This is a genomic window from Pelagibacterium luteolum (assembly GCF_900100665.1).
Taxonomy (GTDB): domain Bacteria; phylum Pseudomonadota; class Alphaproteobacteria; order Rhizobiales; family Devosiaceae; genus Pelagibacterium; species Pelagibacterium luteolum.
Window position 1 is genome coordinate 811,892 of sequence record NZ_FNCS01000001.1, and the last position, 13,134, is coordinate 825,025.

Here is a 13,134-nt window from a genome sequence, read left to right on the forward strand (position 1 = left end):
GCTCCCGCCGCGGGAGCCCGCCCCCGCGGCATAAAAATCAAGGAAAAACCGCACCAATGAATCTCGACCTCCAAGACAAGACCGTTCTCATCACTGGCCCGGCCAAGGGCATGGGCGCCGCAATCAGTCGGGCATTTGCCGCCGAAGGCTGCAAGCTCGCGCTTGTCGGTCGCGACGTCGAAGCGATCGCGCCTTTGGCAAAAGACCTCGAGGGCCAAGGCACCACACTCCGCGTCCTTCAATGCGATCTGACCGATGCGGAGCGCTGCACGACAGTTGCAGCAGAAGCGTTCGAAGCGTTGGGCGCCATTGATGTCCTCGTAAACGTGGCAGGCGGTTCGGGACCCATCGGCAAGACAGGTGTCGAGACCACGGCCGAAGAGTTCGACGACATCATTACGATCAACATGAACGGCTGCTTTCACATGATGCGTGCCGTCGTCCCGCACATGGTCGCCAGCCGTTACGGCAAGATCGTCAATGTCGGGGGCACGTTCGGACTACGCGGCAGGGCAGGGCGCATGGCCTACTCCGCCTCCAAATGGGGATTGCGCGGCATCACCAAGAGCTTCGCCCTCGAATTCGGGGCCGACAACATCAACGTCAACTATGTCGCCCCGGGCATGGTCGATGGGCCGCGCTTCAGGGACAAGGTGTGCGCCAACATGGCGCGCGAACTCTCGATCACCCCCGAGGAAGCCGCCGAGCGGCACGCAGCGGACTACGCCCTGCGCCGCATCACTCAGGACACTGACATCGCCAATGCATGTCTGTTTTTGGCCAGTGACGTCTCGCGTCAGATCACCGGTGTCGACCTCCCGGTCGATGGCGGTTGGGCAGCACTTTGAAGGGGCGCACCATGAGCAATACCAACGCAGACCTCGTTATCGTCAACGGACGGATCGTAACAGCCGATCTCGATTTTGTCGGCGCTATCGCGGTGAGAGACGGCGTGATCGTCGCGATCGGCGAGGCAGCCGATATGCCACCCGCCACTGAAACGCTCGATGCCGCGGGCCTTGCAATTTTGCCAGGCGCCATCGATGTCCATGTCCATTTCCGCGACCCCGGATACGATCACAAGGAAGACTGGGAAAGCGGCACCGTCGCCGCGGCGTTTGGCGGCGTGACCACGGTATTTGACATGCCCAACACGGTTCCGACGGTCGATAACCCTGAAGCGCTTGCGCAAAAGCACGCCATCGCCGCATCCAAGGCGCATGTCGATTATGGGCTCTACGCGGTCCTCGGAGAGAGCTCGCTTGATCACGTCGAAACGCTCGCAGACGCGGGCATCATCGGGTTCAAGCTCTATATGGGCAATACCTTTGGCCGCATCGCTTCGCCCTCGACCGGCGCGATGCTCGAATTGTTCGAAAAGGTCGCCCCGACAGGCAAGCGGGTAAGCCTGCATGCCGAAACCAATTCGGTTATGGAGCGGCGCGAAACAGCGCTCAAGGCGGCCAACCGCAACGCGCCGCTCGATCATCTAGCCTCCCGACCGGCCGTCGTTGCCATCGAGGCGGTAGAGCGGGCCGCAACGCTGGCTGAATGGACCGGCGCGCGAATCCATATCCTTCACATATCTTCGGCCGATGAGCTGCGTCCATTGGCCGATGCCAAGGCACGCGGTGTCGATGTTACAGGCGAGACCGGCCCCCACTACCTCATGCTCGGCACCGACGATTACGCTCGGTTCAAGGGTGTCATCCGGGTCAATCCACCGGTCCGCGAGGCGTCAAATCAAGACCCGCTGTGGCGCGCCCTTCAAAGCGGTCTCATCGATATGGTCGCAACCGATCACGCCCCCCATACGCCGGAGGAAAAACAGCGCGAAAACATCTGGGACGTCGACTGCGGGTTTCCCGGCGTGGAAACGCAGATGCCCTTGATGCTGACCGCTGTCGCCGAGGGAAAGCTGGGCTTTCAGGACTATGTCCGCGTGAGCTCTCTGGCACCGGCCAGGGCGTTTGGACTCTACCCGCAAAAGGGCGTGATCGCTCCGGGTTCGGATGCCGATTTTGCGCTTGTCGATCTCGGCGCGGAGTGGACGCTCGATGATGCCCAACTTCATTCCCGCTCGCGCATCAGCCCGTTCGATGGGCGTCAGGTCAAGGGGCAAGTGCGCCACACCATCGTGCGCGGCCGCTTCATCGTGCGGGACGGGGCGCTGGTGCCCGACAGCAAGGGCACGGGGCGCTCGGTGCATGCGATCCAGCACATGCCCGAACCGCGCCCACTCAATCGCGACAAGACCCTCGACGCAGTCACGGGCAAAGGAGAAGTCTTATGAACGCCGCCAACTGGCCCGACGCACCGAGCAGCACAACTGAAAAGCTGTTCCAGCTCGAAAACGTTCGAGTGACCTTTGGGTCTGGCGAGCGCGAGGTGACCGCCCTTGCAGACACCGATCTCAAATTGACCAAGGGCGAATTCGTAGCGCTTGTCGGGCCGTCTGGCTGCGGCAAGTCCACGATCCTCAAGCTTGCCGCCGGAACCCTTCGCGCCTCCCAAGGCGTGGTCTATGTGGCCGGGCGGGAGATCGGAGCAAATCCTATCCGTATCGGCATGGCGTTCCAGAACCCTACGCTTTTGCCGTGGCTCAACATCCGCGACAACGTCATGCTGCCGCTCAAGATCGTCCCGCCCTATCGCCATCAGTACCGCAGCAAGCGCCGCACCGAATATAAGGACAAGGTCGAGGCGCTGCTTGAGCAGGTCGGCCTCAAGGGTTTCGCCGACAGCTTTCCATGGCAGCTTTCTGGCGGCATGCAGCAAAGGGCATCGCTCTGCCGCGCCCTGATCCACGAACCCAATCTCCTGCTCCTGGACGAACCGTTCGGAGCGCTCGACCAGTTCACCCGCGAGGAATTGTGGGAGGTCATGCAAAACCTGTGGCTGGCCACGAAACCTACGGTGCTGCTGGTCACCCATGACCTCACCGAAGCGGCGTATCTGGCGTCACGCATCTGCATCATGCAGGCCCGCCCGGGACGTATCATCGACGACCGCCCGGTGGGCTTTGCGCGTCCGCGCACTGTCGAAATGACCGCTGATCCGAAGTTTGTAAGCCTGCGCGAAAACCTTCGCACCGCCATCGTCACCGCTCGCCATTCATTGGGAGACACCAAATGAACGAGTCTCAACGCAGGCGGCTGATGTCGCTTGGCTTCATCCTGCTCTTTTTCGTGCTTTGGGAGCTGATTTGCCTGGTTTTCGGCGTTAGCCAGCTGGTCCTTCCCCGCCCCAGCGTCATCATCGCAACCTTCATCGATCGCTTCCCTGCGATCATGCCGCACGCGATCCAGACCATCTACACAACGCTTCTCGGATTTGGCTTCGGCATTCTGATCGGACTGTCGCTTGGGATGCTGATCGGCTCCTCACGACTGGCTTTCGATGTTGCCTATCCTTTGCTTGTCGGCTTTTCGTCGATCCCAAAAGTGGCCGTCGTCCCGATCTTTGTCCTCTGGTTCGGGGCGGGCACGGTGCCTGCGGTGCTCACCGCCATGATCATGTCGGTGTTTCCTATCGTCGTGAACGTCGCGACGGGCCTCGCCACAACCGAACCCGAGCTTGAAGATGTAATGAAGACCTTGGGTGCGAAAAAGCACGAGATTTTGTGGAATGTCTCGCTACCCCGCACCATGCCGTTCTTTTTCGCCTCGCTGAAGGTCTCGGTCACCCTGGCGTTCGTCGGAACTGTGATTGCCGAAACGGTCGCGTCCAACCGCGGCATCGGCAACCTGATGATGATTGCCTCCTCGAGCTTTGACGTGCCGCTGGTCTTTGCCGGGCTGTTCGTTCTCGCCGCACTCGGCGTGAGCCTCTACGTCATTTTCTCCTTCATCGAATCCCGCGTGACCGGCTGGACAAAGCGCCAGGACGGTCTCTCCGTCGCCTCCCACTGACACCACCAAGGAACGAGACATGCCATCGCATAAAGTTTTTATATCTGCACTTTTGGGCTGTGCGGCCATCGCGACGTCCGCCGCCAGTCCGGTTTTTGCTCAAGACATGACCCCAATTCGCTTCACACTCGACTGGAAGTACCAGGGCATTCACGCCTTTGTATTCTGGGCCGAAGAGAACGGCTATTTCGACGCCGAGGGGCTAGACGTCACGATCGACCAGGGCGATGGCTCGGCCGCAACCGTAACCCGCATCATCTCGGGCACCTATGATGCCGGCCTTGGCGACGTCAACGCCATCATTCAGCTGGCCGGGCAGGGTGAGCCCAACACCCCTGTGATGACCTATATGCTCTACAACTCAGCCCCTTTCGCCCTGATTTCCAAGGCCGATGGTCCAATCCAGGACTTGGCGGATTTGGAAGACCATCGGCTCGGCGTGCCGCCAGGCTCGGCTGCCGGCACTCTCTTTCCGGCTTTGGCGGAAGCCAATGGCATCGATGAGGCGAGCGTCGAGATCACCAACATGCAGCCTAATCTGCAAGAGCAGATGTTGTTGACCGACCAAGTGGACGCTTCGGCAGTCTTCACGGTTACCAGCTATGCGAACCTTATCGGTCAGGGCATTGATCCGGACGCCGACATTAACTGGTTTCTCTATTCCGACTTTGGAATCGAACTCTATTCCAACGGCCTGATGGTTTCGCGGCAGCTGGCCGACAACAATCCCGACGCCGTGGAAGGACTGACACGTGCTCTCAACAGGGCGCTTATCGAAGTTGCCAATGATCCGGACGCCGCTATTGCCTTGTTGATGGCGCAGGAGCCGCTGCTAGATGCCGAGCTCGAAAAACTGCGGTTGATGTATGCGCTGGAAACCCACTTCGTTACTCCGGAAACCGATGAGCTGGGCATGGGCGCGATCGATCCCGAGCGCATGGCAACGGCGATAGATGTGCTCGTGCAGACGTACGAATTGGCTGAAACGCCAACCGTCGAGCATGTGTTCGACAGCAGCTTTCTCCCACCCGTCCAAGAGCGTGCCCTTTCGCTCGACTAAGCGCAAAAGGAGCCGGCGGATATCGTCGGCTTCTTCTCCTTCAAGCCTAAAGGTGTCGCCATGCAAACCCGAACAATTGACGCTGCCCACTTCCTCCCCTCAGCCGAAGCGGACATTCAACGCGAGGTGCGGCTCACCATAGACAATGGTCACATCAAATCGGTTTCACCAATTGAACCGGGAACCGGCAATGACTTCGTGTTGCCCGCGTTTGTGGATGCGCATGACCACGCCCGCGTTGCGCGCCTCAGCCAGGTCGGCAGCTACGATACGCAGCTGGAAGCATGGTTGCCTTATCTGACGCTTATTCCGGCGGTAGATCCCTATCTGTCGTCGACCGTCGCTTTCGGTCGGGTGGCGACCAGCGGTGTTGCGAGCGTGATGGCCCACTATACCCGCGTACAGGGCCTCACCGATCTCCCCACTGAAGCCGCCGAAGTCGCAAGAGCGGCGCGCGATGTCGGCGTCAAACTGGCGCTTGCTCTCCATTGTCGCGATCTGAACCCGCTGGTTTATGGCGACCACTCAAGTGTGCTGAACGCACTTACGCCGACATCACGCGAAACGATCTCGCGTCGTTTCCTCAAGGACCCCTTGAGTGTGGAGCGACAGGTTGAGCAGGTCGAAGAGATTGCGGCCCAGATAGAAGGGGATGGCGTCACCATCCAATATGGCCCTGCCGGTGTTCAATGGTGTTCTGACGCCATGCTCAGGGCCATTTCCAAACGGTCGGCCCAGACGGGGCGGCGGGTGCATATGCATCTGCTCGAAACGCGATATCAACGCGCTTGGGCAGACCGCACATTTCCGCAAGGCATAGTGACCTATTTGGATGAGATCGGACTGCTCAACGACCGGGTGTCGTTCGCCCATTGCGTGCATTTGCGGCCAGACGAGATGGATCTGATCGCCGAGCGGGGCGCCACGATCATTACCAATATCAGCTCGAACCTTCTCGTTGCTTCGGGCATGCCGCCTGTTGGTGAAATGGTTCGCCGCGGCTGCCGCGTGGCCATGGGGCTCGATGGGCTGGCATTTGACGAAGACGAGGACCAGTTCCGAGAGATGCGACTGGTCTATAATGGTCAAAAGGCGCTGGGCTTTGATCGTTCGCTGACACCGGGCAAAATGCTCGATATCGCCGTTTCTGCCGGGCACGCAGTCAACGAAGGCAATTTTTCTGGCGGCACTTTGGCTGTCGGCCAACCGGCAGATTTAATGGTGCTGGACTGGTCCGCCATGAGCGCCGACCTCGTCGAGCGCGATGTGTCACCACTTCAGCTTTTGATGGCCAAAGGCACAAAGCGTGTCCTGAAATCCCTGGTTGTCGGTGGCCGGACGGTCTTTGCGGATAACCGCCTGACCGGTGTGGACCTTGCTGGCAACGAAGCTGCGCTGCTCGATACGATGCGCGCTGCCCATGACCAGGTTACCGATGTGCGCGCCGCCATGCCCGAGCTCAAGGCCGCGCTCGAGGCCTTCTACGTTTCCCAAAACTAAGAAAGAATTTTCAGAATGGACACACTCATCGTCACTATCGGCGATCTCACCTTCAACGCCCGTCTCGAAGAAAAGCTCGCGCCCAAGACCTCCGCGGTCATGCGCGATCTGCTGCCCTATACGGGAAAGCTCGTCCACGTCCGCTGGAGCGGGGAGGGCGTATGGATACCTCTGGGCGACACCAAATTCGGCGTGGACTACGAAAACCACACCAGCCACCCGGCGCCTGGCCACATGATCCTTTATCCCGGCGGCATCAGCGAGACTGAACTTCTCCTCGCTTACGGCGGCGTCGATTTCTCATCAAAGATGGGCCAGTTGGCCGGTAATCACTTCCTCACGCTCACGAGCAATCTCGATGCCTTGCCAGAAGTCGGCCGCCGCTGCCTCTGGGAAGGGGCGCAGGACATCCGGATAGAGGCCGCATGACCATCCTCACTCGAACAAATCGAGGTTCTCCGCTTCGATCTGCGGCAGATCGGTGATGATGCCTTCGAGATGGGCCTTCATGACGCGCTCGGCGCGGTCGGCGTCGCGCGCGTCGACTGCTTCCATGATGGCGTGATGCTCGGCGATCAGCGTGCCCATGGAATCGGGCTTGCGCAGCTGCAGATTGCATACCCGGTCGATATGCGCCTTGATGTCGGCGATCACGCTCCAGGCCATGGCACACCCGGCGCCGCTGGCCAGCGCCATATGGAACTGCTCGTCTTCGCGGCGAAACCTGTTGTAGTCCTGCGCTTCGCGCGCCGCCGCCTGACGCTTTAAAATCCCGTCGACAGCCGTTCGGCTCCAGGGATCGAATGTCGCGCAGGCGCGCCGCACGACAGCCGTCTCGATAGCCTCGCGCACGAACCGCGCCTCCATCATCTCCCGCGCCGAAATCTTGACCACATAGGTGCCGCGCTTCGAGCGCACCTCGACGAGTTTCGATTTGCCGAGCGCGATCAGCGCCTCGCGCACCGGCTGGCGCGACACGCCAAGACGGTCGGCAATGTCCTGCTCGGAGAGCCGCGTTCCGGGCAACAGGTCGAGACGAATGATCGCCTCGCGCAGGTCGCGCTCCACCTGCGAGGCCGTGCTGGAGCCGCTATCGGCCCATTTTTCTTTTCTCAGCGATTCGATGCTCATCCACCTACCATACGCGTTGACATCTAGAATGTACTACCATACTGTACCATACAACAAGTAAAATGACGCACCATGTCACCAGGAGGAGATGGCGGAACGCCCTTTGCCCATGACTCAAGCAGCCAATTACATCCAACCCGACCTCTCCGATGCCCGCCTTGCCGCCCCACGCCGCTACCAGATGCTGATCGGCGGCAAATCGGTCGATGCCCAATCGGGCAAAGTGATCGAGCGCGAAAGCCCCGGCCATGCCGGCAAGATCGTCGGTGTGTGGCCCGAGGCCTCGGCAGAGGACGTCAAGCTCGCCATTGGCGCTGCCCGCGAGGCCTTCGACAATGGCCCCTGGCCGCGCATGTCCGGCGCCGAGCGCTCGACGATCATGTATAAAATCGCCCAGAACATCGTCGCCCACGCCGACGAACTGGCGCTGGCCGAATGCTTGGAGGTGGGCAAGCCCATCTCGCAAGCCAAGGGCGAAATCCTCTATTGCGCCGACCTCTGGACCTACGCCGCCGGCCAGGCCCGCGCGCTGGAAGGCCAGAGCCACAATAATATCGGCGACGACCGCCTCGGCCTCGTCTTGCGCGAGCCCGTCGGGGTCGTGGGCATCATCACGCCGTGGAATTTCCCCTTCATCATCGCGTCCGAGCGCGTACCCTGGTCCATCGGGGCGGGCTGCACCGTCGTGCTCAAACCGTCCGAATTGACCTCGGGCACCTCGATCATGATGGCCGAAATCGCCCGCGAGGCCGGCCTGCCCGACGGCGTCTTCAACGTCGTCACCGGCTATGGCGATCCCGCCGGCCAGACGCTCGCCGAAGACCCGCGCACCGATATGGTGGCCTTCACGGGCTCGGTCCGTGTCGGCACCAAGCTTGCGGAAATCGCCGCGCGTCAGGTCAAGCGCGTCGGCCTCGAACTCGGCGGCAAAGGCCCCCAGATCGTCTTCGCCGATGCCGATCTCGACGCCGCCGCCGATGGCATCGCCTATGGCGTTTATCACAATGCCGGCCAGTGCTGCATTTCGGGCAGCCGGCTCCTGGTCCATGACGATATCCGCGACGATCTTCTGGCCCGCGTCCTCGACATTTCCCGCCGCGTGCCGTTTGGCGATCCGCTCAACCAACGCACAAAAATCGGCGCCATGATTTCGCGTGCGCACCTCGACAAGGTCGATGGCTACGTCAAGGCCGGCCGCGCCGACGGCGCCGAGGTGCTGATTGGCGGTGGCGCCGAGGCCGAGCACGGCCTGTTCTTCCAGCCCACGGTATTTCAGGGCGTCAGACCGGACATGTCGATCGCCCGCGAGGAGATTTTCGGCCCCGTGCTCTCGACCATCGGCTTTAAGACGGCAGAGGAGGCCGTCGCTCTGGCCAATGACAGCGAATACGGGCTCTCGGCCAGCGTCTGGTCGAGAAATCTCGAAAACGCCATGCAGACCATCCGCCGCGTCAAGGCGGGCCGCTGCTGGATCAATTCGGTGATCGACGGCACAGCCGAACTGCCCATCGGCGGCTACAAGAAAAGCGGGCTCGGCCGCGAGCTCGGTCGCTACGGCTTTGATGAATACAGCCAGTTCAAGGGCGTCCACGTCACCTTCGGCAAGCCGCCAGCATGGTTTGCCGGCTAAGGCGGTTCGAACGCGCGACGAGGAAGGACTTGAAATATCGGGAGGGGTTTTGGCGGCACGTGGAGACACCGCCAAAACCGGAAACGTTTGATTGACACCTAGGGAGGAACTCACATGTCATTCAAGGGACTGAAATTTGCCATCGCCGGCCTTGCCGGAGCGTCGCTGCTCTGTTCGACCGCGCTCGCACAGAGCGTGGGAGAAGACGAGCAGGTCACGGCGACCATGATCATCTATCTCGACCCCAGCGTACAATTCTTCAATCCCGTCGTGCGCGGCGCCGAAGATGCCGCCGCGGCCTTTAACGTCAGCCTCGACGTGCAATACGCCAACAACGACCCGGTGCGTCAGAACGATTTGATCGATAGTGCCGCAGCCGCTGGCGTCGACGGCATCGCCGTCGCCATTTCCTCGTCCGATGCGTTCGACGAATCCATCTGCAACGCCGTCGATCAGGGCATCATCGTCATCGGGTTCAACAATGACGATCTCGAAGGCGCCGCCGGCAATTGCCGCCAGGCCTATGTCGGCATGGACGAAGAAGCCTCGGGCTACGAACTCGGCCAGCGCATGATCGCCGAATTCGGCCTTGAGGAAGGCGATGTCGTCTTCAACCCGCGCGAAATTCCCGAAGCCACTTTTGCCGTGGCGCGTGGTGGCGGCATCGAGCGCGCCATGGACGAAGTCGGCATCACCGTCGAAACCGTCCGTGCCGGCCTCGATCCTGCCGAAGCGCAAAACATCATGACCCAGTTCCTGATCGCCAACCCCGACGTGAAAGCCGTCTTCGGCACCGGTTCGGTCACCTCGACCGTCGGCGCCGCGGCCATCCGCGATGCGGAAATCGATGTGCCGTTTGCCGGCTTCGACCTCGCCGTCGAGATCGCCAACGCCGTGGAATCGGGCGAAATGTTCGCCACCATGGACCAGCAGCCCTATCTGCAGGGCTACCACCCGATCGCCCAGATCGCTCTCGCTGCGCGCTACGGCCTCACCCCGACCGACGTCGACACCGGTCAGGGCGCCTTCCTTGACCAATCGCGCATCACAGCGATCAAGGATCTGATCGGGACATACAGGTAAGGGCCGCCACAACCGCTTAAGGCCCTCACCCTCTCCCCCAGGGCAGAGGGTGGGCGGCAGCCGGTGAGGGGCCCTTGAGCACCATGATAACCACCCGCCCTGCCCAACCCAACCCCGTCATCCCGGGCAAAGACCCGGGACCCAGTATGCTCCGTGTCTGCGGTCATCCCGCGCATTCGGAGCATACTGGACCCCAGCTCAAGGCCGGGGCGACAGCTCGGGACGAAGGCACGGCAGGGCGGACGGATCACCGACCTTGAGCACCAATGATGTCACTAAACCCTGCCAAACCCATCGCCGTCATCCCGGGCAGAGACCCGGGACCCAGTATGCTCCGTGTTTGCGGTCATCCCGCGCATTCGAAGCATACTGGACCCTGGCTCAAGGCCCGGGCGACATTGAGGGTAAGGCACACTGCGTGGCCCGGCCGAACCGCCAGCCCGGCCCTTTTTTCCTTCTTCTCTGGTGGGAGACGGATGAGGGGGCGCTGAGCTTCAACATACACAGTCCGGGCAATTGTCCGGACCAACCACCAACAACAGGGAGCCAGCTCCATGATCACCGCCACCGATAGCGGCTCCGCCCCGCCCCGCCACGGCCCGGCCCATTATCTCCGCCGCTTTCTCGCCAATCCCGCCGGATCGATCATTCTCGTCTTCGGCCTGATCCAGATCGCCTGCATCATTTGGGCTCTGCTCAACCCCAACGATTTCCGCTACCTCTCGCCGCAAAATCTCGCCATCCTGATGCGCGCGGTTCCGGTTCTGGGCTGCCTTGCCCTGGGCGTCGGCGTTCTGATGATCGCGGGCGAATTCGATCTTTCCGTGGGCTCGGTCTATGCCCTCACCGCCATCGTCATGGCCGTTCAGGTCACCGCCGGCATGAGCGGCTTTCTCGCCGCCGGCATCGCCATTGCCATAGGCGTCGCCATCGGTGTCCTCAACGGCCTGATCACCCTGCGCTTTAACCTGCCCTCCTTCATCGTGACCCTGGGCGGTTTGCTGTTCTGGCGCGGCGCGGTGCTGCTTTATAATGGCGCGGTGCAGGTCCGCTTCGATCCGGAACCTGCCTTCACCGCCATTTTCGCCGGCACGATCTTTGGCCTCAACGCCGCCTTCCTGTGGTTTTTAGGCCTAACCTTTGCCTTTTACATGCTCTTGCACCACCACCGTTTCGGCAACCACGTCTTTGCCACCGGCGGCAACCGCGCGGCGGCAACGGCGATCGGCATCAATACCGGTCGCGTGAAAATCATCGCCTTTGCCATCGCTGGCGGCATGGCCGCCGTCGCCGGCATCCTCGCCACTGCTCGCGTTGGCTCGGTTCAGCCCGGACAGGGGACCGGCCTCGAACTCCAGGCCATTGCCGCCTGCGTCATCGGCGGCCTGTCGCTCCGCGGCGGGCGGGGCTCGATGATCGGCGTGTTTTTGGGCGTCCTGCTCATCCACACCATCACCAATGTGCTCCTGCTCATCCGCGCGCCGGGCTTTTACCTCGAAATGTTCATCGCCGTCCTCATCGTAGGCGCATCCATTCTCAACCAGTTGATAGACCGCCGGGGGAGGGCATGATGGCCGCACCGCTTCTCGAACTGCACGGCATTACAAAGCGCTTCGGCGCGCTCACGGCGCTCAAGGATCTCAGCTTCCATATCGGTGAAGGCGAAGTCATCGGCCTTCTCGGCGATAATGGCGCCGGCAAATCGACCACCGTCAATCTGATCTCGGGCATCCACAAACCGACATCGGGGCATCTGTCGGTCGATGGCAAGCAGACGCTCTTTACCTGCCGTACCGATTCCGCCGACGCCGGCATAGAAACCATCTACCAGAACACCGCGCTGGTCGACGATCTCTCGATCACCCGCAACATCTTTATGGGACGCGAGCGCACCAATGCCTTGGGTTTCCTCAAGGAAGGCGAGATGCGCGAAATCGCCATGGAGGTGCTTAATTCCGCCGTCCATATTTCAGGCATCGACAGCCCCGACAAACTGGTCGGCGATTTGTCCGGCGGCCAGAAACAGGCCGTCGCCATCGCCCGCGCCGTCTATTTCAAGCGCCGTATCCTGATGCTCGACGAACCGACATCGGCCCTTTCGGTACGCGAAACCGAAGCGCTCTTGAGCCAGGTCCTCAAGCTCAAGGCCGAAAACGTTTCGAGCGTTCTGGTCACCCACAACATCTACCACGCCTATCAGGTTTGCGACCGCTTCGTGATCATGAGTCACGGCACCAAGGTCTTCGACGTCGCCAAGGCTGATACCGACATCGCCCAACTCACCGAATATGTGGTGCTGACATGACAACCAATTTCACCGAACGCCACGCCATTTCGCCAACCGAGGCCAAGGGATTCGATACCGAGCAACTGCGCGCAAACTTCCTCATCGACGATCTGTTCATCTCCGGCCAGATTTCGCTCACCTACACGCAATATGATCGCATGATCGTCGGCGGTGCCATGCCTGCCGGCGGCGCGCTGCCGCTCGATCCGATCAAGCCGACGGGCACCGAAAACGTCCTCGATCGCCGCGAACTCATCGCCGTCAATATCGGTGGCGCGGGCAGTGTTTCGGTCGATGGCGAGGGCTTCGATCTCGGCCCCCGCGACATGATCTATATCGGTCGCGGCGCATCGGTGTCCTTTGCCTCGGCCGATGCCGGCATCCCGGCGAAGTTCTACATTCTCAGCGCCCCGGCCCACGCGACCTATCCCACCAAGCTGATCAGGATTGGCGATGCCAAGCGCATCGATCTTGGCGCATCGGAAACCTGCAATGAGCGCTCGATCTTCCAGTTCTCCGCCGCCATCGAAAC

Annotated in this window: 13 protein-coding genes; 12 read left to right on the forward strand and 1 reads right to left on the reverse strand. The window is 61.2% G+C overall.

The features are described from left to right. Nucleotides 1–56 precede the first annotated feature (56 nt). Genes BLR31_RS03905 through BLR31_RS03935 form a run of 7 tightly spaced genes read left to right on the forward strand, consistent with a single transcriptional unit; the run spans nt 57 to nt 6,900 of the window. Nucleotides 57–848 carry an SDR family NAD(P)-dependent oxidoreductase gene (locus tag BLR31_RS03905; protein WP_090591844.1) on the forward strand — a complete coding sequence of 264 codons (792 nt, stop codon included), beginning with the start codon at nt 57–59 and terminating at the stop codon, nt 846–848. Nucleotides 849–859: 11 nt separating this feature from the next. Further along, nucleotides 860–2,293 (forward strand): allantoinase AllB, encoded by a 1,434-nt coding sequence (gene allB, locus BLR31_RS03910; protein ID WP_090591848.1) that lies wholly within the window; start codon nt 860–862, stop codon nt 2,291–2,293. Beyond that, nucleotides 2,290–3,135, forward strand: a complete 846-nt coding sequence (locus BLR31_RS03915) for an ABC transporter ATP-binding protein (RefSeq protein WP_090591851.1) — start codon at nt 2,290–2,292, stop codon at nt 3,133–3,135. The genes allB and BLR31_RS03915 overlap by 4 nt, the downstream gene beginning before the upstream one ends. Then, complete coding sequence (locus tag BLR31_RS03920; protein WP_090591855.1) at nt 3,132–3,911, forward strand: ABC transporter permease; 780 nt, start codon at nt 3,132–3,134, stop codon at nt 3,909–3,911. Before BLR31_RS03915 ends, BLR31_RS03920 begins: the two co-directional genes overlap by 4 nt. A 19-nt stretch (nt 3,912–3,930) precedes the next feature. Beyond that, nucleotides 3,931–4,971 (forward strand): ABC transporter substrate-binding protein, encoded by a 1,041-nt coding sequence (locus BLR31_RS03925; RefSeq protein ID WP_090591858.1) that lies wholly within the window; start codon nt 3,931–3,933, stop codon nt 4,969–4,971. A 60-nt stretch (nt 4,972–5,031) separates the two neighbouring features. Continuing rightward, nucleotides 5,032–6,471 (forward strand): amidohydrolase family protein, encoded by a 1,440-nt coding sequence (locus tag BLR31_RS03930; RefSeq protein ID WP_090591862.1) that lies wholly within the window; start codon nt 5,032–5,034, stop codon nt 6,469–6,471. Nucleotides 6,472–6,486: 15 nt separating this feature from the next. Then, nucleotides 6,487–6,900, forward strand: coding sequence for a DUF3830 family protein (locus tag BLR31_RS03935; RefSeq protein WP_090591865.1), 414 nt, complete (start codon nt 6,487–6,489; stop codon nt 6,898–6,900). A 6-nt stretch (nt 6,901–6,906) separates the two neighbouring features. Here the strand turns inward: BLR31_RS03935 and BLR31_RS03940 are convergent, their stop codons facing one another. Then, a complete protein-coding gene (locus BLR31_RS03940) occupies nt 6,907–7,602 on the reverse strand; it encodes a GntR family transcriptional regulator (protein ID WP_090591869.1) in 696 nt (231 codons plus the stop codon). Between the two features lie 109 nt (nt 7,603–7,711). Between BLR31_RS03940 and BLR31_RS03945 the strand changes: the two genes are divergently transcribed. The 5 genes from BLR31_RS03945 to BLR31_RS03965 form a co-directional block, all read left to right on the forward strand. Beyond that, complete coding sequence (locus tag BLR31_RS03945; RefSeq protein ID WP_090591873.1) at nt 7,712–9,232, forward strand: aldehyde dehydrogenase family protein; 1,521 nt, start codon at nt 7,712–7,714, stop codon at nt 9,230–9,232. A 114-nt stretch (nt 9,233–9,346) separates the two neighbouring features. Next, nucleotides 9,347–10,315 carry a sugar ABC transporter substrate-binding protein gene (locus BLR31_RS03950; RefSeq protein WP_090591877.1) on the forward strand — a complete coding sequence of 323 codons (969 nt, stop codon included), beginning with the start codon at nt 9,347–9,349 and terminating at the stop codon, nt 10,313–10,315. A 554-nt stretch (nt 10,316–10,869) separates the two neighbouring features. Next, nucleotides 10,870–11,886: an ABC transporter permease gene (locus tag BLR31_RS03955; RefSeq protein WP_090591881.1), complete on the forward strand. Its 1,017-nt coding sequence runs from the start codon at nt 10,870–10,872 to the stop codon at nt 11,884–11,886. Then, the gene (locus BLR31_RS03960) at nt 11,886–12,620 is read left to right on the forward strand and encodes an ATP-binding cassette domain-containing protein (RefSeq protein WP_090592167.1); all 735 of its coding nucleotides are present in this window, start codon (nt 11,886–11,888) and stop codon (nt 12,618–12,620) included. The genes BLR31_RS03955 and BLR31_RS03960 overlap by 1 nt, the downstream gene beginning before the upstream one ends. Then, the coding region (locus BLR31_RS03965; protein ID WP_090591884.1) for a 5-deoxy-glucuronate isomerase at nt 12,617–13,134 on the forward strand (518 nt) is incomplete at its 3' end. The genes BLR31_RS03960 and BLR31_RS03965, both read left to right, overlap by 4 nt.